Origin of the sequence: Pseudarthrobacter sp. IC2-21 (genome assembly GCF_034048115.1) — a bacterium.
GTDB lineage: Bacteria > Actinomycetota > Actinomycetes > Actinomycetales > Micrococcaceae > Arthrobacter > Arthrobacter naphthalenicus.
Map to the genome: position 1 here is coordinate 1,404,702 of NZ_CP139145.1, position 24,021 is coordinate 1,428,722.

Genomic DNA, 24,021 nt, shown 5'->3' on the forward strand with positions numbered 1-24,021 from the left:
CCCTGCCGCTAACGGAGCAGTAATGGTTAGATGGAGCCATGTCAGCCCATTACGATGTCCTCATAGTTGGCGGCGGTATCGCCGGTCTCTCCCTGGTGTCCGCCCTCGCCGGCAAATGCACTGTTGCCCTGGTGGAAGCGGAACAGGAGCTGGGGTACCACACCTCCTCCCGTTCGGCCCGCCAGCTGATCCCCAGCTACGGCCCCGCGGTGGTGCAGGAATTGACCCGCCGGACGCTCCAGCTGATGGCGGCCCGGGACGCGGAACTGCCCCGTCCGGTTCTGTCGCCGCGCAGCTTTATGCTCATCGGCACCGAGGAATCCGTGCTGGCAGAGGGCAGCGGCCAGATGAAACCCATCACCCACGCCGAGGCGATGGAGCTGTGCCCCGTCCTGGTGCCGGATTCCTTCACTGCTGCCGGCCTGGACTCCGGATCGTTCGGCTGCGATGCCCCTGCCCTGCTTGCAGACCACCGGGCGCGGGCCGAAGCAGCCGGGGCGCACATAATGACCGGTGCCCGCGTGCATTCCGCCCAGCGGCTGGGCTCGGGATGGCAAATCGGCGCCGGTCAGGAAGCTTTCGAAGCTGCTGTCATGGTGAACGCTGCCGGCGCCTGGGCTGACGAGGTCGCGGTGATCAGCGGGGTGGAGAAGCTGGGGCTGCAGCCGTACCGGCGCACCGCGGCGATTGTCGACGTCGAACGCCCCCTTCCCGAGCACAGCCCCATGGTGGCGGCAGCGGATCAGTCGTTCTACTTCCGGCGCGAGGGTCAAGGCGTGCTGATCTCGCCGTCGGAAGCGGTCCCCAGCGGCCCCGAGGACGCACAGCCGCGGCCGGGTGATGTGGAACAGCTGGTTGCGAAGCTCAACCAGGTGACCACGCTTGGGATCAGCGGCGTGCGGAGTGCGTGGACGGGGCTCCGGACCGAGGCGGCGGACGGCATTCCCGTGGCAGGGTTCGACGCCGAGGCCCCCGGGTTCTATTGGCTCGCGGGCCAGAGCGGGTACGGCTTCCAGACGTCCTCGGCAATGGCGGAACTGGCGGCCGCCCAGATTCTGGCCGGGCAAGGCGCCGGGCCGGACGCCGCACCAGGGTCGGGTGCCGGAGCCGGTCCGGAATCCCGGACAGCGGAGGCGCTGGCCGCCACGCGCTGGTCCATCCGGCGCTGAAGAATGGTTGCATGAGCACCCTGATCACCAACATTGCCGAGCTGATGACCCAGGACCTGGAGCACAAGGTCCTGAAAAACGCCGCGATGGTGATCGAGGGGGAGCGGATCGCCTGGCTTGGTGCGGCTGCTGCTGCGCCGGCGGCCGACGACTCCGTGGACGCGGGCGGCCGCGCCGTCCTTCCGGGCTGGGTGGATTCCCACACCCACCTGGTCTTCGCGGGGGACCGGACCGCGGAGTTTGAAGCGCGGATGGCCGGTGAATCCTATTCCGCGGGTGGCATCGCGGTGACGGTGGAGGCCACGCGACGGACCACTGACTTCGACCTCACCAGGCTGGCGCTGGCCCGCGTCGCGGAGGCCGTCGCCCAGGGCACCACGTACCTGGAAACCAAAACCGGCTACGGACTGGACGTTGAGCAGGAGGCGCGCAGCGCGAGGATCGCCTCCACCGTGGCCGATGAGGTGACGTTCCTCGGCGCGCACCTGGTCCCCGCCGGATCCGATGCCGACGCTTACACCGAGCTGGTCTGCGGGCCGATGCTGGACGCCGTCCGTCCTTACGTCCGCTGGGCGGATGTGTTCTGCGAGGAGGGGGCCTTCACCGCGGAACAGTCCCGCCGGGTGTTGGAGGCCTGCCGGTCTGCCGGACTCGGACTCAGGGTGCACGGCAACCAGCTGGGAGTGGGTCCGGGCGTCCAGCTGGCAGCGGAGCTGGGGGCGGCGAGCGTGGACCATGTGAACTATCTGGCTCCCGCTGACGTTACAGCGCTCGCGGACAGCTGGTCGGGCTGGGATCCGGAAACCGGCTCAGGCCGGCGGGGGACCGTCGCCACGTGCCTGCCCGCGTGTGACCTGTCCACCCGGCAGGCGCTGGCTCCCGGGCGTGAGCTGCTGGACGCCGGCGTGCAGGTGGCACTGGCTTCGAACGCCAACCCCGGTACCTCCTACACGAGTTCCATGGCGTTCTGTGTGGCCACTGCCGTGTTGCAGATGCGCCTCAGCGTCCATGAGGCGGTGCGCGCCGCTACCTACGGTGGAGCTCTCGCGCTGCACCGGGAGGCAGGGAACGACGCCGACGGCGAACGCGCGGTGGGATCACTCGCGGTGGGGCATCGGGCGGACCTGCATATGCTGAACGCGCCGTCCGCCACGCATCTTGCCTACCGTCCGGGGATGCCGCTCACCTACGCCGTGTGGCGGGCCGGCGTCCGGGCACGCTAGCCCGACGTTCGGATGGCCCGCGCGGGCGCCCAAAGGCCGGGTGAAAGGCCCGGCGGAAATGACGTTATGTGATTGTTCCTCTCTGATATGATCATCAAACGTCACATTTGGGTGATTGTTTGACGCTGAAAGGCCCCATGACCCGCACCGACCGCTTGACGGCCATCCTGGACATCCTCGCAAAAACCGGCCAGGTGGAGGTGGATGAAATCGTCACCCAGCTCGGCGTCTCGCCGGCCACGGCGCGGCGGGACCTCGACAGCCTGGCCAACCGCCGGCTGCTGACCCGGACCAGGGGCGGAGCCACCATCGGGGCACTGGCCTATGACCTGCCCGGGCGCTACAACCGTGACGATCATGCCGAGGCCAAGGAACAGATCGCCCAGGCAGCCTCGGCCCTGATTTGGCCCGGCGCAGTGATCGGGCTCTGCGGCGGCACCACCAGCACCGCCCTGGCCCAGATCCTGGCAACCCGCGAGGACCTCAATGCTCCCGCCAACCAGCCCACGCTCACGGTGGTCACGAACGCCATCAATATCGCCTCGCAGCTTGCGGTCCGTCCCAACATCAAGGTCATGGTCACCGGCGGCATCCTGAACCCCCGGTCGTATGAGCTCGTGGGTCCCTATACGGACATCATCATGCAGAAGGTGGTCCTGGACATTGCCTTCATTGGCGTGAACGGCATCGATCCCGTGGTGGGGCCAACCAACACCGGCGAAGGCGAAGCCTCGGTCAATGCACTCCTCGCCAGCCGGGCCCGGGTGTCCTATGTGCTGGCAGACTCCTCCAAGGTGGGTGTCCGGGCGTTCGCCACCATGGACGGTTACGAGTTCAGCCGGTTGATCACCGATGCGGGGATCTCCGCCGAGGATAAGGCGGCGTTTGAAGCCAAAGGCACCGAGGTGATAGTCGCCCCGGGCGGGCAACGCTAGTACATCACCGTCGGCGCATCCAGGACGGTCTCGTCCACCCTGCGGTCAACCCACTGGGTGAACGGGAAATCGAGTTCATACTTGCCAAGGTCGGTGCGCACCAAAGTCCGGACCTCGGCGTTGTTGGGATTATTCAGGCTTTCGAAATACTCCACGGACCAGTGGAACCAGCGCATGCAGAACAACCGCATGGTCAGGCCATGGGTCACCAGCAGGGCATTCGGCGCATAGTCGGGCTTGGACCAGTGCCGGTGCAGGGTCTCCATGAAGGATGAAATCCGGTCGTAGACGTCTGAGCCGGATTCACCTTCGCGGAAGCGGTAGAAGAAATGACCGTAGGCGTTCCGCAGTTCCTTCTGGTCCTCAATCTCGTCACTGATCTGGAAATTGGCCCAGTCCTGTTCCCGCAGTCTCGGCTCCTCGATCACGCGCTCCGTCAGGTTGCCCAGGTTCAGCGCCTCCAAGGTCTGATACGCCCGCAGATAGGGCGATACGTAGACACAGACCTGCCGGCCATCCAGTTCCCGGCGGATCCGTTCACCGGCCGCAGCGGCCTGGACCAGGCCCAGGGGCGTCAGCGGGATCCGATAGTCCGGGATCCGGTTGTAAATGGTGGTATCCACGTTCGCCGCGGACTGGCCGTGCCGGATCATGATGATTTTCCCTGGCTCGCTCATAAGGCCCAAGCATAAGTCCCCACCCCGGACGCTCTCTCACTTAATGCGGGTTTTTGACGAACGCTCTCGCACCGTGATGCGTCCGGCGAGCCGGGTTGTCAGGAATCAGCAAAGAACCAGTTACGGCAGGCAAGATGGAACCATGTTGGTTCCCTCCCGCCGCCGGTTGCGGTATGAAGTCTGGATTGTGCTGGGGCTTTCCCTGGGCCAGTCAGCCGTTTATTCAGTGGTGCAACTGCTGGACAAAATGTCGCGGGCACCGCTGGCGGAAGGGACTTCCACCCTGAACCAGTCGCGGAGTTCCCGCGAATACTTTGACCTCACCTACCAGCTGCTGGACATCATCTTCGCCCTGGTGCCCGTGCTGCTTGTCCTCTACTTCCTTACCGACCAGCGGCAGGCGCGCGCGGGCGCGGGGACGGGGACGGGCGCGCAGGGGAGCTCGGCCTTCCAAAAATTGGGGTTCAACTTTGCCCGGCCCGGCCGTGACCTGCTCCAGGGCCTGGGGCTGGCGGCGCTCATTGGCATACCGTCGCTGGGGCTTTACGCCGCCGGACGGGCATTGGGCATCACCACGGCCATCATCCCCAGCGCGCTTGATGCCCACTGGTGGACCATCCCCGTCCTGATACTCTCCGCGCTCCGGCATGCGGTGGTGGAGGAGGTCATTGTGGTGGGGTACCTCCTGGACCGCTTCGGCAAGTTCGGCTGGAGCGTTCCGCTGGCGATCATGACCAGTGCCACGCTGCGGGGCAGCTACCACCTCTACCAGGGCTTCGGACCGTTCTTTGGCAATCTGGTCATGGGGTTGGTCTTCGGCTGGCTCTACACCAGGACGAAACGGGTGATGCCGCTGGTGGTGGCACACGCACTGTTGGACATCGTCGCCTTCGTGGGCTTCAGCCTCTTCGGCCGGGCCGTGGGGCTGGGCTGAAAGTGATTCGGCCGCCATCGGCGGGTGGCGACATTGGCACCCGCTGATGGCGGCCGAAGATTTGTTCCGGGCGGCACTGCCCGGGTGACCGGAAACCGGCCGGGTGGAGATGAGCCGGGTGGAGATGATCAGATAGTGACTGCGCCTTTGGCGGTTTCAAAGGTTACGGACAGGATTCCGGGCGTTCCCTTCGGAGCAACCCACTCCACCGCCACGTCCTCCAGCGGCTTCTCAACGGGTTCCCCCAGCCATTCAGTCACACGTTCGGCCGAGCCTGCAATGGTCAGGCAGCTCATCTTGACGTTGCTTTCATAGGCGTTGGACGGGTGGAGGGCCGGGTCGCCTTCCCATTTGAGCATGTAGGGAACCTGCGGGTCCGCGATGAGGCCCAGGATGCCGATCTGCTTCCAGATCAGCTCGCGGCCGTCGGGGAACTTGCGGTTTCCGTTGACCGCGGCGCGGCCCAGGCGCTGTTCGAAGGGGGCGAGGTCGTCCACTTCGACGCACCAGCCCATCCAACCGCCGCCGGCTTCGGACCTGGCGCGGACAGCCTGCCCAAAGGGAGCCTTGTCCGAAGCAGGGTGGTTCAGGACCTCCACCACTTCCAGGTATTTGTGTCCTGCGAGGGGAATGATCATGTTCCGGGTTCCGAACCGGGGATGAACTCCACCCTTCACGGCTTCAACGCCGAGGGCAGACGAAATACGTTCGGTGGTGGCAGCCAGGCCATCTTGTTCACAGGCGTAAGAGACGTGATCCATGCGCATGCCATCATCTTGGCACTTTGTGATGAGCCTCTCAGCTAAGGGTTGCCTTACTGGGTTTTCCAGGTTTCTTTCGTTCGGCACAAACCTCAACGGAACGCTGAAGAGTGGGCCATCCGACCACCTTCGTCATAATCCTGTTATCGGCTGGGAAGTCTTCCTATGCTGAACGCAACCGAGCACTGCCCCACCTCGTCAAAGGAGCCCCGAATGTCGAACGGATGGTCTTTCGAAACCCGCCAGATCCACGCCGGACAGGAGCCGGACAGCGCCACCGGCGCCCGCGCACTGCCGATCTACCAGACGACGTCGTTCGTGTTTCCCAGCGCCGAAAGTGCCGCCAACCGGTTCGCCCTGGCAGAACTGGCACCGATCTACACCCGCATCGGCAACCCCACGCAGGACGCCGTGGAGCAGCGGATCGCCAGCTTGGAAGGAGGGCTCGGGGCCCTGCTGCTGAGCTCCGGACAGGCGGCGGAAACCTTTGCCATCCTGAACATCGCCGAAGCCGGGGACCACGTGGTGGCCAGCCCGAGCCTTTACGGCGGCACCTATAACCTGCTGGCGCACACCCTGAAGAAGTTCGGCATCTCCGTCACGTTTGTGGCGGACCCGGACAACCTGGAGCAGTGGCGCGATGCCGTGCAGCCGAACACCAAGCTGTTCTTCGCGGAGGTGGTCTCCAACCCGCGCCAGGACGTCCTGGACCTTGAAGGGGTCTCGAAGGCTGCACATGAGGCGGGTGTGCCGCTGATCGTGGACAACACCCTCTCCACGCCATACCTGATCCGCCCGCTGGAGTGGGGCGCTGATATTGTGGTTCACTCCGCCACCAAGTACCTGGGCGGCCACGGCTCAGCCATCGCCGGGGTGATTGTGGACTCAGGCAATTTTGACTTCGGCAAGGACCCGGAGCGGTTCCCCGGATTCAACACCCCGGATCCCACCTACAACGGTCTGGTTTACGCCCGCGATCTTGGTGCGGACGGAGCGCTCGGCGCCAACCTGTCCTACATCCTGAAGGCCCGGGTCCAGCTGCTTCGCGACCTGGGCTCCGCGGTGTCCCCGTTCAACGCCTTCCTTATTGCGCAGGGGCTGGAAACCCTGAGCCTGAGGGTGGAACGGCATGTGGCGAACGCCGTGGAGGTGGCCCGCTGGCTCGAGGCGCGGGACGACGTCGAATCGGTGGCTTACGCGGGCCTCCCGTCCAGCCCCTGGTACCAGCGGGGACTCAAATACGGTCCCAAGGGCACCGGCGCCGTGGTCGGGTTCAGCCTGGCAGGCGGGGCTGAGGCAGGCAAACGCTTCGTGGATGCGCTGGAACTCCACTCCCACGTGGCGAACATCGGAGACGTCCGCTCGCTGGTGATCCACCCGGCTTCCACCACGCACAGCCAGCTCTCGGCCGAGCAGCAGGCTATCGCCGGTGTCACGCCGGGGCTGGTCCGTCTGTCTGTGGGCATCGAGCACATCGATGACATCATCGCCGACCTCGAAGCCGGGTTCCGGGCAGCCAAGGCGGCGGACAAATCCACCGGACCCGTTTCGGATGCGGCAGCCGGCCAGCAGTAACCGGCGCGCGAGTCAATCCGTGAAGTCATAACCGGTCACACGCTTAGCCTTAGCCGGGGCTGTTTCGTACACTCGAACCAGGTCATGAGTGCCAGCGACAGCCCCGGCTTGCTGGCCGGCAACCCTCTTCCGTGGTGGGGTGCCCCGGGTGAAGACCTGGCCAGCCGGTCAATTGACGGCGGGCAAGCGCGTAGAAGAGGTCCATTCCATGACGATCACCATCTCCCGAACGGCCGCTCCCGGAAACGGCGTGGTCCGCTATGCAAACATCGGTGGCCTGGAGCTCGAAGCCGGCGGTTACCTGCCGGACGTCACCCTGGCCTATGAAACGTGGGGCACGCTGAACGCGGACCGCTCCAACGCGGTCCTGATCGAGCACGCCCTGACCGGAAGCACCCACGTGACCCGCGGCGACAGTGACGAGCCCGGCTGGTGGGAGCAGCTGGCCGGACCGGGCGCGCCGGTGGACACGGACCGGTTCTTTGTGGTGTCCATCAACATGGTGGGCGGGTGCTACGGCTCCACCGGCCCGTCGTCCGCCGCTCCGGACGGAAAACCCTGGGGGTCCCGGTTTCCGCTGGTGACCCTGCGGGATTCCACGGCCGCCGAGGCCCGGCTGGCCGATCAGCTGGGCATCCATAGCTGGTTTGCGGTGCTGGGCGGCTCCATGGGCGGGGCCCGCGCCCTGGAATGGGCGGTCACTTTTCCGGAACGGGTGCAGCGCTGCGCCGTCATCTCGGTGGGGGCCGCGAGCACGGCCGAACAGATTGCCTTCGCCCAGGCCCAAACCCTCGCCATCCGCCAGGACGTCAACTTCAACGACGGCGACTATTACGGCGGCCCGCTCCCTGAGGACGGCCTCGCCCTGGCAAGGCGCATTGCGCACATCACGTACCGTTCCGCAGCGGAATTTGACGGCCGGTTCGGGCGCTCCGCGCAGGTCCCCGAATCACCGTTCAAGGCCGCGGCGCTGGGGGAGCGCGGCCGCTACCAGGTGGAAAGCTACCTGGACCACCAGGGCCGGAAGCTGGTGAGCAGGTTCGATGCGAACAGTTACATCGCGATCACCGATGCCCTGATGAGCCACGATATCACCCGCGGGCGGGGTTCCCTGGACGAGGCCCTGGGACGGGCGACCGCCAGGTTCTTTGTGGCTGCCGTGGACAGCGACCGTCTCTACTTCCCGTCCCAGTCCCACGAGCTGGCGGCAGCGCTGCCCGGGGACGTTGCCGTGCACGTCATCGAAGCCCCCATCGGCCACGACGGCTTCCTGACCGAGATAGGCCAGCTCGGCAGCCAGCTGCGGAGCACGTTCCTGGTCTAGCCACGTTCCTGGTCTGGCACGTTCCTGGTCTGGCCGGGACCTAAGCGGTCCGGGCCTTCAGGATTAGCCGTTCATGATGTCGGAGCGGCGCTTCATGTAGTCCTCCATGGCCAGCTCGCCGTTACTGTACTGCTGGTCCAGTTCCGCGAGCTTACGCGCGCGGTAACCCTGCGGGGCCGACGGCGGCGGGGGAGTCGCCGGGGCAGCCGGCGCCTTCGGTGCCTCTCCGTACTGCTGCGGCTGACCATAATCCTGGGGCCGGCCGAACTGCTGGGGCTGGCCATAATCCTGTGGCTGACCATACGGCGGGAACTGCTGACCATACGGCGGGAACTGCTGGTTGGCGGGCGGGACCGGCTGCATCGGCGGCAGCGGCTCGCCGGGCGGGAGGGGCTGCGAACTCATGATCTCGCGGTAGCCGCCACTCATGTAGTCCTGCTGTGTGTAGCCGTCGCGGGGCTCCCGGCTTTGCGGACCGGGAAACTGGCCCGGATATTGCCCCGGGTAGCCGCCGGAGAAGCCCTGCCCTTGGTTTCGTTTGTTGACGGACTTCCGGTACATCCGCATCGCCATCGGCACCACGAACGACAGGATGATGATCCAGAAAAACAAGCTGTTCACGGGGTAGCGCCTCTCATATGTGTCCCTCCAGCTTAAGCCCCCGGTTCAGCGGCGCGCCCCGGTGGCGGTGCCCAGCGGGCCTTCACCGGAACCCAGCGGAACCCCCGGGCCGAAGACGGGTCCCGGCGTCGGGCGTTTTGCCGTGATGCCATCCCCGGAGGAGCGGTTACGCAGCCGCCGGACCACCCACGGGACAAAGTATTCGCGGGCCCAGACGAGGTCTCCGCTGCGGGCCTCGCGCCAGGTCCGCGGCGGCAACGGCTTCGGAATGCTCGGTTCGAGGGTGTGGCTGACATTAAGCGACTCAAGCACCATGGCGGCGATGGTGTGGTGGCCCAGGGGCGAAAAGTGCAGCCGGTCCACGTCCCACATTTGCGGGTCGTTGAGCTGTTTCAGGGACCACATGTCCGCGATGACGGCATCATGACGGGCGGCTACGGTCCTCAGGTTCTCGTTGTAGATGGCCACCTTGCTGCGGATCCGGCTGAGGACCGAGGACCCGGTGTCCGGTCCGTTGAACAGCACTACCGTGGCGCCGCCCATCGAGAGGATCTGGACCACGGAATCGAGCTTTTCGGCCATGGCGTCAGGGTCCCCGCCGGGCCGGATGAGGTCGTTGCCGCCGGCGGAAAGTGTGACCAGGTCCGGCTTGAGCGCAAGGCACGCGGCCAGCTGCTGGTCCACGATTTGCTGCAGGAGCCTGCCCCGGACGGCGAGGTTGGCGTAGGCGAAGTCGTCCTGGCCACGGCCCAGTTCCTCGGCCACCCGGTCCGCCCAGCCGCGGTACCCGCCGGGACTTGTTGGCTCGGGATCGCCGATGCCTTCGGTAAAGGAGTCACCCATCGCCACGTAGCGGGTCCAGGGGTGGGTTTGTGTCGCCGGGGGAAGGTTCTGCATGGCTCTTGCGTCAGTCACGGTCCTATCCTGCCCTCTCGTTCTCAAGCTACGCCAACGTAGGTAGTTACCCCTCGGTAACTGTAAGAATGGAAACCATGACTGAAGCCCAAGTATTTCCTGCCCCTGTTGTTCTATGGTCCAGGCCCGAGGACCAGCGCGCCGGACGGCCGCTGCTGGTCCTGCTTCACGGCTACGGCGCCAACGAACAGGACCTCCTGAGCCTGGCGGACATGCTGCCGGAGGAATTTGTGGTGGCCTCGCTTAGGGCGCCGCTGCCCACCGGGCCCGGTTTTATGTGGTTCCCGCTGACGGACACCATCGAATACTCCCTGGACGCCGTGAAGAAAGCCGCCGACTACGTGCAGGACTGGATCGACTCCGTCAAGGCCGACCACCCGTCGGTGACGCTGCTCGGCTTCTCCATGGGAATGGCCATGGCCACCACGCTGCTCCGGTACCGGCCCGCGGACTACGCCGCCGTCGTCGGGCTTTCCGGGTTTGTGGTCAATGCGGACGGCGATCCTGCGTTCCGGGACAGCGAACTTGACGGTACCGTCCCCCTGTTCTGGGGCCGCGACCAGCAGGACCCGGTGATCACCCCGGACAAGATCGAATACACCATGGGCTGGGTCCGCGGCCACGTCAAGCTCACCAAGGTGCTGTATACGGGAATGTGGCACGGCATCAACCAGCAGGAAATCGGCCACGTCTCCGAGTTCCTGACGCACGAGGTGCTGAACAAGTAAACGCCCCGTAGGGGTACAGCTTTTTCAGGCCTCCGGGGCGACGATCCTGACCGTGCGGCCGTTGACGTTGACGGTGTCGCCGTTGTGCAGTTGGCGGCCGCGGCGTTCATCGATTTCGCCGTTCACCTTAACAAGTCCGCTTTTGATGAGCTCGGCCGCTTCCACGCCGTCTTCCACCAGGCTGGCAAGCTTCAGGAGCTGGCCGAGCCGGATCATGCTGTCACGGATGGGGATCTCTTCGATGTCCTGGTTGCTCATACAGCAATGATGCCTGACGTAAGGTGAATTCAATGACCCACCCCCCACGGCTGCCGCTGCTCGTTGGCCTTCCCCTGGCAGTCGCTGCCGGGCTGGCCATTCCCGTCCAGGGCCGCATCAACGGCGCCCTCGGCGTCCGCTTGGGTGACGGCATCGCCGCGGCCGTGGTGAGCTTCAGCACCGGCCTGATCCTGATCGCCATCATCGCGCTGCTGCTGCCCAGGGGCCGGGCCGGCCTGGCACGGATTATCCCGGCCCTCAGGGAGCGCAGCTTTCCGCGGTACTACGTCCTCGCCGGCGGCGTGGGCGCGTTCTTCGTCTTTGCCCAGTCCACAACCGTTGGCCTGCTCGGGGTGGCCCTGTTCACCGTGGCCACCGTCACCGGACAGACCCTCAGCGGCCTGCTCGTGGACCGGCTCGGGATCGGCCCCGGCGGCAAGCGCGGCATCACCGGCGTGCGCATCATCGGAAGTGTGCTCACCATCATTGCCGTGGCCTGGGCCGTGTCCCCGCGCTTTGGCAACGCCGCCGACGTCGGGCTGCTCCTGCTGCCGCTCATGCTGCCACTGGCGGCGGGATTCCTGATGAGTTTCCAGCAGGCCATGAACGGGACCGCAACCCTGCACTACGGCACGCCGATCGCGGCAACCCTGGTCAACTTCATCGCCGGGGGCCTGCTCCTCTGGATTGTGTGGGGCATCAAAGTCGCCGTGGCGGGCGCCGGGAATCCGCTGCCCGGAGAGTGGTGGTACTACCTTGGCGGGCCCATGGGCTGTATCTTCATCGGGCTGGCTGCCGTGCTGGTCCGCGGGCTGGGCGTTTTGGTGACCGGGCTGGGCATGATCGCGGGGCAGCTGGCGGGTTCGCTGATCCTTGACGTTGTGGTCCCCGCCCCGGGCTCCGTGGTGGCGCTGCCCACCATCCTGGGGACCATCCTGACGCTGGCCGCAATCCTGGTGGCCACCCTGCCCTGGCCCCGCGGTGCATTCCGCCGCTGACGCGCCACCGCGCCACCGCGCCGCAGCGGCCGGTAGGCTAGGACACGCAGTCCTCTGCACCTTGCTTCCAGCACCCGCTTCCTTCGCCCGCCCCGGCCCGCACCCCGCGGGACTTGCACTTCCGTGCATCGGGGCCAGATAACGCGGACCGCACCCAGCGGCCCTGTAGAATTGGAGTTCCACCATGGCACCAAAGTCCGTCCTCGACCAGGTCATTTCCCTCTCCAAACGGAGGGGCTTCGTGTTCCAGGCCGGTGAGATCTACGGCGGTTCGCGTTCGGCCTGGGATTACGGGCCCCTGGGTGCCGAGCTGAAGGAAAACATCAAGCGCCAGTGGTGGCAGTCCATGGTCCGCGGCCGCGAAGACGTGGTGGGCCTGGACTCCTCGGTCATCCTGCCCCGCCAGGTCTGGGAAGCATCCGGCCACGTGGACGTCTTCTCCGATCCGCTGGTGGAGTGCCTTTCCTGCCACAAGCGCTACCGCGCCGACCACCTCGAGGAAGAATACGAGGAAAAGAAGGGCCGCCCTGCCGAGAACGGCCTGAAGGACATTGCCTGCGCCAACTGCGGCACCCGGGGCCAATGGACGGAACCGCAGGAATTCTCCGGCCTTCTGAAGACCTACCTCGGCCCCGTGGCGAGCGAAGAGGGGCTGCACTATCTGCGTCCTGAAACGGCGCAGGGCATTTTTGTGAACTTCAGCAACGTGCTCACCACCTCCCGGAAGAAGCCCCCTTTCGGCATCGGCCAGATCGGCAAGTCCTTCCGGAACGAGATCACCCCGGGCAACTTCATCTTCCGCACCCGCGAGTTCGAACAGATGGAAATGGAATTCTTCGTTGAGCCCGGCACGGACGAAGAGTGGCACCAGTACTGGATGAAGGAGCGCATGTCCTGGTACACCGGGCTGGGCATCCGTGCGGAGAACCTGCGCTTCTTCGAACACCCCCTGGAGAAGCTCAGCCACTACTCCAAGGGCACCACGGACATCGAATACCGCTTCGGGTTCCAGGGCTCCGAGTGGGGCGAGCTGGAAGGCATCGCCAACCGGACGGACTTTGACCTCTCCACGCACTCCAAGGCATCCGGCCAGGACCTGAGCTACTTCAACCAGGCCACCAACGAGCGCTACACCCCCTACGTCATCGAGCCGGCCGCGGGCCTGACCCGGTCCTTCATGGCCTTCCTCGTGGACGCCTACACCGAAGACGAGGCACCCAACGCCAAGGGCGGCGTCGATGTCCGCACCGTCCTGAAGCTTGACCCGCGGCTCGCCCCGGTCAAGGCCGCAGTGCTGCCGCTGAGCCGCAACGAGGACCTGTCCCCGAAGGCCAAGGACCTGGGCGCGCAGCTGCGCAAGAACTGGAACATCGACTTCGACGACGCCGGCGCGATCGGCCGCCGCTACCGCCGCCAGGACGAGATCGGCACGCCGTTCTGCATCACTGTGGACTTCGACACCCTCGAGGACCAGGCCGTGACCATCCGTGAGCGGGACACCATGAGCCAGGAACGCGTGTCCCTGGACAAGGTGGAAGGCTACCTGGCCGCCCGCCTGATCGGGGCCTGATTATGGCGATCGAATACCGGGAATGGCGCGAGGGCGACGACCTGGCGCTGCTGGAGATCTGGGGAGGTCCGGAGACCGAACAGGCGCGCCAGTTCCGCGGCTCCCTCACCGTGTCCTCCACCGGGACGGACGGTACTCCGTGGCGCCGCTGCATTGTGGCTGAGGACGTTATCGACGGCGTCGGGATCCCCGTGGGGGCAGGCGTGGTCTACGAGGCATCCCTGCACCCCGAACGGCTGTGGGCCTATATCGAAGTGGCGCGGGACCACCGCCGCACCGGCATCGGTGCCACCTTGCTGACCATGCTGCGCCGGGAAGTTGAGCAGGCGCCGTCGGGCGTCTTCAAGCTGCGCGGCAAGGTACAGCCCGGAAGCCCCGGGGCCGCATTCGCCGAGGAATTCGGTCTGAGGCCCATCCAGCGCTCACGGCTGGTGGTGGTGGAGCCCGGCGCGCTCAAGCTGCCGGTCTTCCCCGCAAAGAACGGCGGCGGAAGCCTGGCGAACGACGAAAACGCCGGCTCCGACGTCGTAATGGACCTCGCCACCGGTTCGGTGGAGCTCACGGACGTGGTGGGCCGCTACTACACCTCCATCCACGGCTGGGATTCGCCGGGCACGCTGTCGGTGGGGCAGGTGCAGAAGCTCTTCCTGGACGACCTCACCGGCGCCCACGGTGCCATTGTGCTGCGGGCGGAGCCGGAGTCCGCTTTCGGCGCCGGTGTTGCTCCCGGCAAAAAGGGCCGCATCCGCGCCTTCGCCGTGAGCTACGCCGAGCCGGTCCGGGACCCCGCCGCTCCGGCCGGGGAAACCCAGCCGACGGACGTTTTTGTGGGCCACGACCCCCGGCTCGACGCCGACGACGCGGCCGCCGCGGTGCGCGACCTCCTGGCGCTCCTCGCGTATCAGCACCCGGTGATGCTGGAACTGGACGATTCGATGACGGCGTTGCGCGCCGCCGTCGAACCTTTGCTGGAAACCGGAAAAGCGCACCAGCGCGGTGCCGACACGCTGGTCGTCTCAGACTAAGCGTTCCCCGAAAGTAAGTAGCGCCAAGTGTCGTTTTGAACCGTCAAAACGACACTTGGCGCTACTCAGTTAAGGGCCTGGAGCCGCGGGCGGGATCTGCTCAGGAACCGCCGGTCCTGCGCCGCCTGGGCGGCAACGGCAGGAATCCGGACGTCGTCTCCACATACTCCTGGTAGCCGGGCCGGGAGGACATGGCCTTTTCTGCGAGGGGCTTGCCGGTCTTGGCCGTGAGGGTCCAGATCATCAGGGCGGGGGACAGGATGGTGAGGATGCCGGGCCAGGAATCTGCGGCCATGAGGAAAAGGCCCGTCCAGACGGCGGCGTCGCCGAAGTAGTTCGGGTGCCGGGTGTAGCGCCACAAACCGGTGTTGAGCACGGTTCCGCGCCGAGCCGGATCCTTCTTGAACCGGGCCAGCTGCCAGTCTCCCACGGCCTCAAACGCGAAACCCGTGAGCCACAGCAGGACACCAAGGACCGCCACCCACCCGAGCGGGCCGGTGGCAAACATCCCCACCTGGAGCGTCAGGGACACAAAGTACATCACTATGCCCTGCGGCAGGTAGACCCGGCGCAGCGCGTAGGCATCGCGTGACCCCGGCGCTGTCTTCAGCAGTTCCCGGTACCGGGGGTCCTCATGCCCGTCCCGGGCCCGCCACCCGATATGGATTCCCAGCCGCAACCCCCACACCGCCGTCAGCAGCACAAGCAGCAGACGCCGGGTATCCTCACCATGCCCGGCTGACAGGAACCAGGAGACCACCGCCACGGCCACAAACCCGGGCCCCCATGCCACGTCCATCACCGAGTGCCTGTGCTGCCGGACCGCGACGGCGAAGGTCACTGCCAGCACGGCAGCCACCGCCAGCGCCGTCCAGGGCAGCGAGGCGGCGAAGTCCGGCCAGGGAAAAGGGCTCACAGGCTGACCTGGGTGGCGGAGGCCGGCAGGATACGGTCCAGCGAACCGGACCCCGGATAGGTGAAGCCGATGCGCTCGGCGAATGACTTCATCACAAATCCTGTGGCCAGGGTGTGCCACAGGCGGACGCGCCGGATCATGAAGTGGCCGGCGCCGTTGAGCGAAACGTACTGCATGGAAGCCGCTTTATCCCCGGCACGGCGGGCAAATTTCAGGGACTGCGCCGGGCTGGTCATCCGGTCTCCCGTCCCGTGGACAATCAGGACTTTGCGGCCGGCCACCCGATCGGCGGGCGTTTCCGGACCGAGCCACGGAGCCAAGGCCACCACGGCTTCGACCTGCGGGTGATCAGCGGCGCAGACGGCGGTGAGGCCGCCCATCGAGTGGCCCACCAGGTACACGGGAACACCGGGGTGCCGTTCGCTGATCAGCCGGAGGGCCCAGCGGGCATCGTGAAGCGCCGACATGGCCTGGCCGTTCCAGCCCCGCACGCTGTTCCGCAGCGACCAGACAGCCAGCCCGTGGTTCTTTCCCGCACGGTGCAGGTGCTTCGCAAAGGGCAGCATCCGCAGGGGGCTCAGCTGCCGCGCTTCCACGGGCTCAAAGCTGTGTGCTTTGCCGCCGTGGAGCACCAACGCCACGCCCCTGGTGGGTCCGGCAGCTTCCAGCACCGTAAGGGACGCCTGCTGCGCGCCCCGGGTTGCCGCCGGCGGGTGGCCTGCGTTGCCTTTGATGCTGCGGTCCGTCATGCGTTGATCCCTCCCGCTTTGTGCCAATTATCAACCTTAAGGTGCCGGACGTAGAGTTCAAGGTATGAGGATTAGCTGCTGATGGGATCCGGTCACTCCCACGCTTCAACAGGTCATTCGGAGCCAACTGCAGATGCGATTGCTGCCCGCCGGAAGGCGAACCGCATCCTGGCCGCGGTCCTGGTGCCACTGACGTTACTGACCCTGGCGGGCATGGCCATGCTGTGGCCGTCAGGGTCCAAGGAAGGCATCTCGCTCGCCAGCCCGTACTCTGCGGCACCGGGAGTGACCTTCGATACCGGCAAGATCCAAAGTGTGGTGGAAGAGAGCTGCATGCAGGGTTCCGCAGCCTCCGGCCCGGCTTCGGATACCACCGGCCAGACCGCTCCGCAGGGTTCCGAGTGCATGTTCGCGTCCACCCAGCCCGACCAGGGCGGCAGCCCGGTCAAGGTGGTGATCAACCCGGAAGTGGCAAAGTCCCACGGGGTGAAGCCCGGGGACCAGATCAGGTACCTGAACCTATCCAACGCCCAGGGTGCCGCGGCCTCGCAGGGCTCTCCGGCCTACATTTTTGTCGACTTCGTCCGGACACTGCCCATCGTGGTGCTGGCCCTTCTTTACGCCCTGGTGGTGATCGTTGTGGCGCGCTGGCGCGGGCTGCGGGCACTCCTGGGACTGGTGGGCGCCTACTTTGTCCTGGCAGGGTTCATGCTGCCGGGCCTGGTGGAGGGGAAATCCCCGATCCTGCTGGCCCTTGTGGGGTCCACGGTGATCATGATCGGAGTCCTCTATTTTGCCCACGGCTTCTCCGCCCGGACCTCCACCGCGCTGCTGGGCACGATGTTCGGGCTGGGCATCACCGCGATGCTGGCTGCCTGGGCCACTGACGCCGCCAACCTCGCTGGAGTGGGCAGCCACGATGCCACTACCCTGATCAACACCTCGGCCAATATCTCCATCTCCGGTGTGATCCTGTGCGGACTGATCATTTCGGGCCTGGGCGTTTTGAATGACGTGACCATCACGCAATCGTCCGCCGTCTGGGAACTCTATGAATTGGCGCCGGGCACCGGCGCGCGGAAACTGTTCACCTCGGCCATGCGGATCGGCCGCGATCATATCGCGTCCACGGTGTACACCATCGCGTTCGCCTATGCCGGCGCAGCCCTTCCCATCCTCATCATTGTGATGCTTTACAACCGGCCGCTGGGGGATACGCTGACCAGCGCGGAGCTTTCCGAGGAAGTCATCCGCACGCTCGTCGGGTCCATCGGGCTGGTGCTCGCCATCCCGGTGACCACCCTGATTGCGGTGCTGGTGGTCAAGGCAACGGGCATCCGGCCCGTCGCCCCGGCTGCGGCCGGATCCGGCGAAACGCTGGAACGGCGGGCGCCGGGAATCAACCCGGACGACGTCGAAGATACGGGTGCGCTGGCAGCGGCAGCTGAGGCTCGCCGGTCCCGGCGGGCAACGCTGGCAGGTGCGGAAGCGGGCACGCGGGAAGATCCGGACCCGGCCGCGGTGCCGGAAACCCGCCGGGGCCGCCGGGCGGACCGCGGTTGAGCGGCCGGAACGGTACGCGGGGCGGTCCCGGGGACCGCGGCTGAGCCGGCCCCGGGCCGATTCCCGCCGATTTGCCCGCCTTTGCGACAATGGACAGGTGACTGTTACCGCAACCCCTCCCGCCCCCAAGCTGGAACTCCCGCCCCTGAAGCTGGGCAGGATCACGGTGGACACCCCCGTGATCCTGGCTCCCATGGCGGGCATCACCAACTCCGCCTTCCGCCGTCTGTGCCGTGAATACGGCGGCGGCCTGTACGTGGCGGAGATGGTCACCTCCCGCGCCCTCGTGGAACGCACGCCCGAATCGCTGCGGATCATCTCGCACGACGACGACGAAAAAGTCCGCTCCGTCCAGCTCTACGGAGTGGACCCCGTGACGGTGGGCGCCGCTGTCCGGATGCTGGTGGACGAGGACCGGGCCGACCACATCGACCTGAACTTCGGCTGCCCCGTTCCCAAAGTGACCCGGCGCGGCGGCGGTTCGGCGCTGCCCTGGAAGATCGATCTGTTCACCGCAATCGTCCAGACCGCGGTCAAAGAGGCGGCCAAGGGCGGCATCCCGCTCACCATCAAAATGCGCAAGGGCATCGACGATGACCACCTAACGTACCTCGACGCAGGCCGGATTGCCCGCGATGCCGGAGTGGCCGCCGTCGCACTTCACGGCAGGACAGCTGCGCAGTTCTACTCCGGCCAGGCCGACTGGTCTGCGATCGCGCGGCTCCGCGAGGCCCTGCCCGATATTCCGGTCCTGGGCAACGGTGACATCTGGTCCGCCGAGGACGCGGTCCGCATGGTCCGGGAAACCGGAGTGGACGGCGTGGTGGTGGGCCGCGGCTGCCAGGGACGGCCCTGGCTGTTCGGCGACCTGATGGCCGCCTTCGAAGGCAGCGATGTCCGCCACAAGCCTGACCTCCGCAAAGTGGCCGAGAGCGTCTACCGGCACGCCGAGCTGATGGTGGAAACCTTCGGCGATGAGGGCAAAGCGCTGCGTGAAATCCGCAAGCACATCGCCTGGTACTTCAAGGGCTACGTGGTGGGCAGCGAACTCCGCACCAAGCTGGCGCTCGTGACCAGCCTGGAGGTCCTCCGGGAGACCCTTAATCAGCTGGACCTGGATTCGCCGTACCCGGGCGTGGACGCCGAAGGCCCCCGCGGCCGGGCCGGCTCGCCCAAGAAGCCGGCGCTCCCCAAGGATTGGCTGGAATCCCGCGCCCTGAACGACGCGCAGTCCCAGGACATTTCCGCCGCCGAGCTGGATGTCTCCGGTGGCTGAAACCCGCACCACGGCACCTGTCCTGCCTGGCTATGAGGCCCAGGACTCCGCCCGCTGGGTGGAGGAGCCACCCAAAAGCACCTACCGGTCCGACTTTGAGCGTGACCGTGCCCGCGTGCTGCACTCCTCGGCGCTCCGCAGACTGGGCGCCAAAACCCAGGTGGTGGCCCCGGACACCGACGACTTCGTCCGCACCCGCCTGACCCACAGCCTGGAAGTGGCCCAGGTGGGCCGCGAACTCGGCCGCGCCCTGGGCTGCGATCCGGACGTGGTGGACACGGCCTGCCTGAGCCACGACCTGGGGCATCCGCCGTTCGGCCACAATGGCGAGTCAGCCCTCAACGAGGTGGCACACGCGATCGGCGGTTTCGAAGGGAACGCCCAGACCCTGCGCCTGCTCACACGCCTCGAGCCCAAGGTGCTGGCCACCGACGGGCGGCCCGCCGGACTGAACCTGACGCGCGCCAGCCTGGACGCGGCGTCGAAATACCCCTGGTCGGCGCTTGAAGCCCCGGTGATACACGGGCAGCGCACCAGCAAGTTCGGCGCATACGAGGATGACCTCCCTATCTTCAACTGGATCCGCGAGGGTGCCCCCGAACGGCGGACCTGCCTGGAAGCCCAGGTCATGGACCTGGCCGACGACATCTCCTACTCCGTGCACGACGTTGAGGACGCCATTGTGGCCGGCCACTTCCAGCTGCGCTGGATGGACAACCCGGACCACCGCGCCCGGGTGGTGGGCTACGCCAGGCAGTGGTACCTCCCGCACAACGATCCAGCCGCCATCGACGCTGCCCTCGGCCGGCTCGAAGCCACCGACGTGTGGGTCCGGGAAGCCGACGGCAGCCGCAAATCCATGGCCGCCCTGAAGAACATGACCAGCCAGCTGATCGGCCGGTTCTGCCAGCGCGCCCTGGAAACCACGCGCGCCCTCTACGGCCCGGAAAACCTCACACGGTACAACGCCGAGCTGGTGGTCCCGGACGAGACCGTGATGGAGATCGCGGTGATGAAGGGGCTGGCCACCACCTTTGTGATGACCACCGAACACCGCCAGCCCATCTACGAACGCCAGCGCGAAGTCCTGCACGCCCTGGTGACCGCCCTCAATTCCACCGGGGACCGCCACCTGGAGCCGATGTTCGCTGCCGACTGGCGGGACGCGGCGGACGACGCCGCCCGTCTCAGGGTTGTCATTGACCAGGTGGCGTCGCTCACGGACGGTTCGGCGCTGGCCATGTACGAGCGCCTTGTGGGAAGCCTGCCGTCCCTCTGGTAAGCAGGATCTACAGCCAGTCCTAAGCAAATACACAGGAACCGCGAGGAGGATGGAAGCAACGGCGGATTCACTAAGCCGTTTGTAGGAGACGGGAGAAAGTCATGAGCACCCGTAACAGGGGCAAGCGACTGGCCGGCGGGATCACCGCGGCCGTGGCCGTGGGCAGTCTCGCAACGGCCGGTGTCGCCGCAGCAGCCATCTATTCCTCCACACCGTCAGTCGTGGCCAGGTCCGGGTCCGCCCCCGCCACAACGCCCGGGGCTCCGACCGCGCCGGGCAACTCCTCCCCGTCGGGCCCGCGTTCCTCGTCCGGCGGCTACTCCGGCAGCCAGGACGATGACGGCAGCCAAAGCAACAGTCTCCGACGCCCCCGGGGTTTCAGTGGAACCAGCCCGGTCCAACCTGGCAACGGCGGTGTCACTCACGGGCAATCGTCCGGGTCCTGACGTGACGGCCCGGTCCAGCTGGTCGGTATGGGGTCTGGATGCTTGGCTTACCGTAACCGGCGAAGGCATGCTGGCGGAGGCGGAAGCCATTGTCCGTGCCGTAGTGGCGGACGTGGACAAGGCCTGCAGCCGGTTCCGACGTGATTCCGAGCTGATGACGCTTGGTCCCGATGCGGCCGGCGGCGTGAAAATCACCGCAACGTTCCGGTACCTGATGGAACAGGCGCTCGCGGCAGCCCACCTGACAGCGGGCGACGTCGACCCGACCCTCGGTGCCGACCTGGACGCCCTCGGGTATCGGCAGGGGATCGCGAGCGTGCCCGTGCCCAGGGGGAACCCCCTTCCCGCTGCGAGGCCATCGGAACGTAGCACCGAAAGCCCCCCGGCCCTGCCGCGGGTTCCCGGCTGGACACGCATCCGCCTGGACGGCAGCATCCTGAGCGTCCCGGCGGATCTGCGCCTGGACCTCGGCGCCACCGCCAAGGCCGCAGCGGCGGACCTGGCCGCCGCACAGGTGCACGCCGCCCTGGGCTGCGGGGTCCTGGTCAGCCTGGGCGGAGACCTGGCGACTGCCGGCCCCGGCCCGCACGTCGCTGGACACCCGGGGCCGTGGCAGATCCTCGTCCAGGACCTGCCGACGGACCCGGCCGAACACATCGCCCTCGAACCAGGGTTCGCACTCGCCACCTCCAGCACGCAGAAGAGACGCTGGAAGCACGCCGGAACCGACGTTCATCACATCCTGGACCCCCGCTTCGGACTTCCCGCCAAACCCGTGTGGCGCTCAGTCACGGTGGCGGCCCCCACCTGCCTGGAAGCCAACGCGTACAGCACGGCAGCCATCGTCCGCGGGACGGCGGCCCTTGACTGGTTCAGGTCTGCCGGCATTCCCGGCCGCTTCGTGGACCAGCAGGGACGGACCCTGATCACCGGCGGCTGGCCGGCCGGGCCTGTCAGTGTAGAGGCGGGTGCGTCCCGTGGATGAAGCCATGTGGGCCTTCGGCCGTGCCAGCGGATTTATTGCGCTGGCACTGTTCACCGTGTCCGTCCTCCTGGGCATCCTCAACCGGTCAGGCCGGCCCCTTCTCGTGCTGCCGCGGTTCTCCATCAGCCTCCTCCACCGGAACATCGCACTGCTGTCCGCGGTGTTCCTCGGACTGCACGTCGGTTCGCTGCTGCTGGACTCCTATGCAAAGCTGCGCCCGGTGGATGTCCTGGTTCCGTTCCTGGGCTCGTTCAGGCCGTTCTGGCAGGGCCTCGGGACGGTGGCGCTGGACCTGGCGGCCGCCGTGATCGTTACCGCCCTGCTGCGCCGCCGGATTGGTCAACGCGCCTTCAAGGCGGTCCATTGGCTGAGCTACGGCGTCTGGCCGGTGGCGCTGGCCCACGCCATCGGAAACGGAACCGATGTGGGCAGCCCGTGGTTCTTCTTCATCGCGGCAGCCTCAGCACTCGCCGTCGGGGGAGCCCTGGTGTGGCGCCTTTCCGCAACGTTCCTTGAAACCTCCAGGGCCCGTGAAGGGAACCTCCGGTGAACGCGCACCCGGACGTTGTGGCCCAGCCGGTCCCGCCGGCACCCGTGCAGCTGTCACGTCTCCTGGCCGCCGCCCCGGACCCGTCGCTGAACCGGCACCTGGAGACGTTCGGACCCCTGGACCCCGGCGCTGATACCGAGGGATTTCTGCAGGAGCTGGAGGCCTCGAAACTCACCGGCCGCGGCGGGGCCGCCTTCGAAACCTGGCGGAAAGCCATGGCCGCAGCCCGGTCCGGGAGGAAGGGACTGTTCCCTGCCCGGCCGGTGGTCATTGCCAACGGGGCTGAGGGAGAACCGCTCAGCTTCAAGGACCGGACGCTGCTCGCCTACGCGCCCCACTTGGTGATTGACGGCCTGCTTGCCCTGACCCGGGCCCTGGGCGGCACGCAGATGTACCTCTACGTGCCGGCCGGCAGCATCCCCGGCGTGCGCCACGCCATCGCGGAGCATCCGGGTGCCGCCCGGATTGAGATCGTGGCAGCGCCGGCCACTTTTATTGCCGGCGAGGCCAGCGCCGTCGTCAACAGGATCGCCACCGGCTCTGCGTTGCCGGTGGACCAGCGGCGCCGGCTCAGTGAGGCCGGGCTTAACGGGCGTCCCACCCTGGTCATCAATGTTGAAACCCTGGCGCAGGTGGCCCTGATCGGCAGATACGGCGCCCGGTGGTTCCGGGAGGCGGGCACCTCCTCAGATCCGGGCACCCGGCTCGTGTCAGTGTCCGGTCCGCCCCCCGTGCAGGACGTTGTCCTGGAAGTGCCGGGCGGTGCCAGCCTCGTCGATGTCCTCGCCGCGGCGGGCATGGAACCGGCGTCCGTGTCCGCGGTGCTGGTGGGCGGGTACCACGGCCGGTGGATCAGGCCGGGCCCCTATCAGCTGTCGCCCGGAGGCCCGGCAGGACAGACGGTCAGGCCCGGCGCCGGGGTGGTCCACGCCCTGGGCCTGGGCACCTGCGGGGTGCAGGTGACGGCTCGGATCCTCGCCTACCTTGCCGATGAGTCCGCCCGGCAGTGCGGGCCCTGCATGTTCGGGCTGCCGGCCATGGCCTCGGTCCTGAACCGGATCGCCGCCGGCGAGCGGAATCCCAGGCTTCCCGGCGAACTGGACCGGCTGGCCAAGCTGGTTGCCGGCCGAGGCGCGTGCCGGCACCCGGACGGCACCGCGGGACTTGTGGCCAGCGCGCTGGAGGTTTTTGACGAGGACGTCCGGGCGCACCTGGGCGGCCGTTGCCTCGCCGTCGGCGGGAGGCCGGCATGAGCGCTTCCCTGCACATTGACTGGACCAGATGCGACGGGCGCGGGCTCTGCACCGAACTGCTCGCCGGCGTGCTGGACAGGGACGACTGGGGGTACCCCGTGGCACGCGGCAGGGTGGGCCCGGACCGCACGGACGTTCCCCTGGCTGACGCTGACCTCGAGGCGGCGCGCGACGCCGTCGCCCTCTGTCCCGTCCTGGCCCTGACCCTGCAGCAGGACACCGGGCGCGAGGGTGCGTCCGGATCCCGGCAGCGCGGGCGCCGATAGTCGCGCCATGGTCCCCGATTTG

At 66.9% G+C, this 24,021-nt stretch carries 25 protein-coding genes and 1 riboswitch; of the genes, 18 read left to right on the plus strand and 7 right to left on the minus strand.

The window, feature by feature from the left end; all coding sequences use genetic code 11:
• The first annotated feature begins 38 nt into the window (after positions 1-38).
• The 3 genes from SBP01_RS06395 to SBP01_RS06405 all read left to right on the plus strand — a co-directional run bounded on the left by SBP01_RS06395 (position 39) and on the right by SBP01_RS06405 (position 3,327).
• Positions 39-1,169: an NAD(P)/FAD-dependent oxidoreductase gene (locus SBP01_RS06395; protein ID WP_275212556.1), complete on the plus strand. Its 1,131-nt coding sequence runs from the start codon at positions 39-41 to the stop codon at positions 1,167-1,169.
• An 11-nt stretch (positions 1,170-1,180) separates the two neighbouring features.
• Positions 1,181-2,392, plus strand: coding sequence for an imidazolonepropionase (gene hutI, locus SBP01_RS06400; RefSeq protein ID WP_275212555.1), 1,212 nt, complete (start codon positions 1,181-1,183; stop codon positions 2,390-2,392).
• Positions 2,393-2,529: 137 nt separating this feature from the next.
• Positions 2,530-3,327, plus strand: a complete 798-nt coding sequence (locus SBP01_RS06405) for a DeoR/GlpR family DNA-binding transcription regulator (RefSeq protein ID WP_275212554.1) — start codon at positions 2,530-2,532, stop codon at positions 3,325-3,327.
• Here SBP01_RS06405 and SBP01_RS06410 read toward each other — a convergent pair.
• On the minus strand, positions 3,324-4,004 hold the full coding sequence (locus SBP01_RS06410; protein ID WP_275212553.1) for a histidine phosphatase family protein: 681 nt from the start codon (positions 4,002-4,004) through the stop codon (positions 3,324-3,326). The two genes, SBP01_RS06405 and SBP01_RS06410, sit on opposite strands and share 4 nt — an antisense overlap.
• A gap of 142 nt (positions 4,005-4,146) precedes the next feature.
• Between SBP01_RS06410 and SBP01_RS06415 the strand changes: the two genes are divergently transcribed.
• A complete protein-coding gene (locus SBP01_RS06415) occupies positions 4,147-4,938 on the plus strand; it encodes a CPBP family intramembrane glutamic endopeptidase (protein WP_320537884.1) in 792 nt (263 codons plus the stop codon).
• A gap of 128 nt (positions 4,939-5,066) precedes the next feature.
• Here the strand turns inward: SBP01_RS06415 and SBP01_RS06420 are convergent, their stop codons facing one another.
• Positions 5,067-5,705 carry a VOC family protein gene (locus SBP01_RS06420; protein WP_275212551.1) on the minus strand — a complete coding sequence of 213 codons (639 nt, stop codon included), beginning with the start codon at positions 5,703-5,705 and terminating at the stop codon, positions 5,067-5,069.
• Positions 5,706-5,912: 207 nt separating this feature from the next.
• On the opposite strand from SBP01_RS06420, the gene SBP01_RS06425 reads away from it, so the two are divergent.
• Together SBP01_RS06425 and metX are read left to right on the plus strand one after the other, a co-directional pair.
• A complete protein-coding gene (locus SBP01_RS06425; protein WP_320537885.1) occupies positions 5,913-7,274 on the plus strand; it encodes a bifunctional o-acetylhomoserine/o-acetylserine sulfhydrylase in 1,362 nt (453 codons plus the stop codon).
• Positions 7,275-7,354: 80 nt separating this feature from the next.
• Positions 7,355-7,469, plus strand: a riboswitch (SAM riboswitch).
• Between the two features lie 13 nt (positions 7,470-7,482).
• Positions 7,483-8,598, plus strand: coding sequence for a homoserine O-acetyltransferase MetX (metX, locus tag SBP01_RS06430; protein ID WP_320537886.1), 1,116 nt, complete (start codon positions 7,483-7,485; stop codon positions 8,596-8,598).
• 63 nt (positions 8,599-8,661) lie between these two features.
• On the opposite strand, the gene SBP01_RS06435 is transcribed toward metX, so the two are convergent.
• Together SBP01_RS06435 and SBP01_RS06440 are read right to left on the minus strand one after the other, a co-directional pair.
• Positions 8,662-9,219: a hypothetical protein gene (locus SBP01_RS06435; protein WP_320537887.1), complete on the minus strand. Its 558-nt coding sequence runs from the start codon at positions 9,217-9,219 to the stop codon at positions 8,662-8,664.
• 45 nt (positions 9,220-9,264) lie between these two features.
• A complete protein-coding gene (locus tag SBP01_RS06440; RefSeq protein WP_320538294.1) occupies positions 9,265-10,116 on the minus strand; it encodes an SGNH/GDSL hydrolase family protein in 852 nt (283 codons plus the stop codon).
• Positions 10,117-10,211: 95 nt separating this feature from the next.
• On the opposite strand from SBP01_RS06440, the gene SBP01_RS06445 reads away from it, so the two are divergent.
• Positions 10,212-10,862, plus strand: coding sequence for a phospholipase (locus SBP01_RS06445; protein ID WP_320537888.1), 651 nt, complete (start codon positions 10,212-10,214; stop codon positions 10,860-10,862).
• 24 nt (positions 10,863-10,886) lie between these two features.
• Here SBP01_RS06445 and SBP01_RS06450 read toward each other — a convergent pair whose 3' ends face one another.
• Positions 10,887-11,120, minus strand: coding sequence for an RNA-binding S4 domain-containing protein (locus SBP01_RS06450; protein WP_275212545.1), 234 nt, complete (start codon positions 11,118-11,120; stop codon positions 10,887-10,889).
• 32 nt (positions 11,121-11,152) lie between these two features.
• Between SBP01_RS06450 and SBP01_RS06455 the strand changes: the two genes are divergently transcribed.
• The 3 genes from SBP01_RS06455 (at position 11,153) to SBP01_RS06465 (ending at position 14,713) form a co-directional block, all read left to right on the plus strand.
• A complete protein-coding gene (locus SBP01_RS06455) occupies positions 11,153-12,118 on the plus strand; it encodes a DMT family transporter (RefSeq protein ID WP_320537889.1) in 966 nt (321 codons plus the stop codon).
• Between the two features lie 184 nt (positions 12,119-12,302).
• Positions 12,303-13,688, plus strand: coding sequence for a glycine--tRNA ligase (locus SBP01_RS06460; RefSeq protein ID WP_320537890.1), 1,386 nt, complete (start codon positions 12,303-12,305; stop codon positions 13,686-13,688).
• A gap of 2 nt (positions 13,689-13,690) precedes the next feature.
• Positions 13,691-14,713, plus strand: coding sequence for a GNAT family N-acetyltransferase (locus tag SBP01_RS06465; protein WP_320537891.1), 1,023 nt, complete (start codon positions 13,691-13,693; stop codon positions 14,711-14,713).
• 100 nt (positions 14,714-14,813) lie between these two features.
• On the opposite strand, the gene SBP01_RS06470 is transcribed toward SBP01_RS06465, so the two are convergent.
• Both SBP01_RS06470 and SBP01_RS06475 read right to left on the minus strand, forming a co-directional pair.
• Positions 14,814-15,629 carry a DUF1295 domain-containing protein gene (locus tag SBP01_RS06470; RefSeq protein WP_320537892.1) on the minus strand — a complete coding sequence of 272 codons (816 nt, stop codon included), beginning with the start codon at positions 15,627-15,629 and terminating at the stop codon, positions 14,814-14,816.
• Entirely contained in the window at positions 15,626-16,378 is a 753-nt protein-coding gene (locus tag SBP01_RS06475; protein ID WP_275212540.1) for an alpha/beta hydrolase, read from the minus strand. The genes SBP01_RS06470 and SBP01_RS06475 overlap by 4 nt, the downstream gene beginning before the upstream one ends.
• Before the next feature lie 81 nt (positions 16,379-16,459).
• Here SBP01_RS06475 and SBP01_RS06480 point away from each other — a divergent pair, with 81 nt between their 5' ends.
• From SBP01_RS06480 to SBP01_RS06515, 8 genes are all read left to right on the plus strand, one after another.
• Positions 16,460-17,941 (plus strand): YibE/F family protein, encoded by a 1,482-nt coding sequence (locus tag SBP01_RS06480; protein ID WP_320537893.1) that lies wholly within the window; start codon positions 16,460-16,462, stop codon positions 17,939-17,941.
• Between the two features lie 97 nt (positions 17,942-18,038).
• Positions 18,039-19,217, plus strand: coding sequence for a tRNA dihydrouridine synthase DusB (gene dusB, locus SBP01_RS06485; RefSeq protein WP_320537894.1), 1,179 nt, complete (start codon positions 18,039-18,041; stop codon positions 19,215-19,217).
• Positions 19,201-20,499, plus strand: coding sequence for a deoxyguanosinetriphosphate triphosphohydrolase (locus SBP01_RS06490; protein WP_320537895.1), 1,299 nt, complete (start codon positions 19,201-19,203; stop codon positions 20,497-20,499). Before dusB ends, SBP01_RS06490 begins: the two co-directional genes overlap by 17 nt.
• Before the next feature lie 101 nt (positions 20,500-20,600).
• Positions 20,601-20,945: a hypothetical protein gene (locus SBP01_RS06495; protein ID WP_320537896.1), complete on the plus strand. Its 345-nt coding sequence runs from the start codon at positions 20,601-20,603 to the stop codon at positions 20,943-20,945.
• Between the two features lies 1 nt (position 20,946).
• Positions 20,947-21,930 carry an FAD:protein FMN transferase gene (locus tag SBP01_RS06500; protein WP_320537897.1) on the plus strand — a complete coding sequence of 328 codons (984 nt, stop codon included), beginning with the start codon at positions 20,947-20,949 and terminating at the stop codon, positions 21,928-21,930.
• On the plus strand, positions 21,923-22,480 hold the full coding sequence (locus tag SBP01_RS06505) for a ferric reductase-like transmembrane domain-containing protein (RefSeq protein WP_320537898.1): 558 nt from the start codon (positions 21,923-21,925) through the stop codon (positions 22,478-22,480). Before SBP01_RS06500 ends, SBP01_RS06505 begins: the two co-directional genes overlap by 8 nt.
• On the plus strand, positions 22,477-23,733 hold the full coding sequence (locus SBP01_RS06510) for an NADH-ubiquinone oxidoreductase-F iron-sulfur binding region domain-containing protein (protein ID WP_320537899.1): 1,257 nt from the start codon (positions 22,477-22,479) through the stop codon (positions 23,731-23,733). Before SBP01_RS06505 ends, SBP01_RS06510 begins: the two co-directional genes overlap by 4 nt.
• Complete coding sequence (locus SBP01_RS06515; protein ID WP_320537900.1) at positions 23,730-23,999, plus strand: ferredoxin; 270 nt, start codon at positions 23,730-23,732, stop codon at positions 23,997-23,999. Before SBP01_RS06510 ends, SBP01_RS06515 begins: the two co-directional genes overlap by 4 nt.
• The last annotated feature ends 22 nt before the right edge of the window (positions 24,000-24,021 follow it).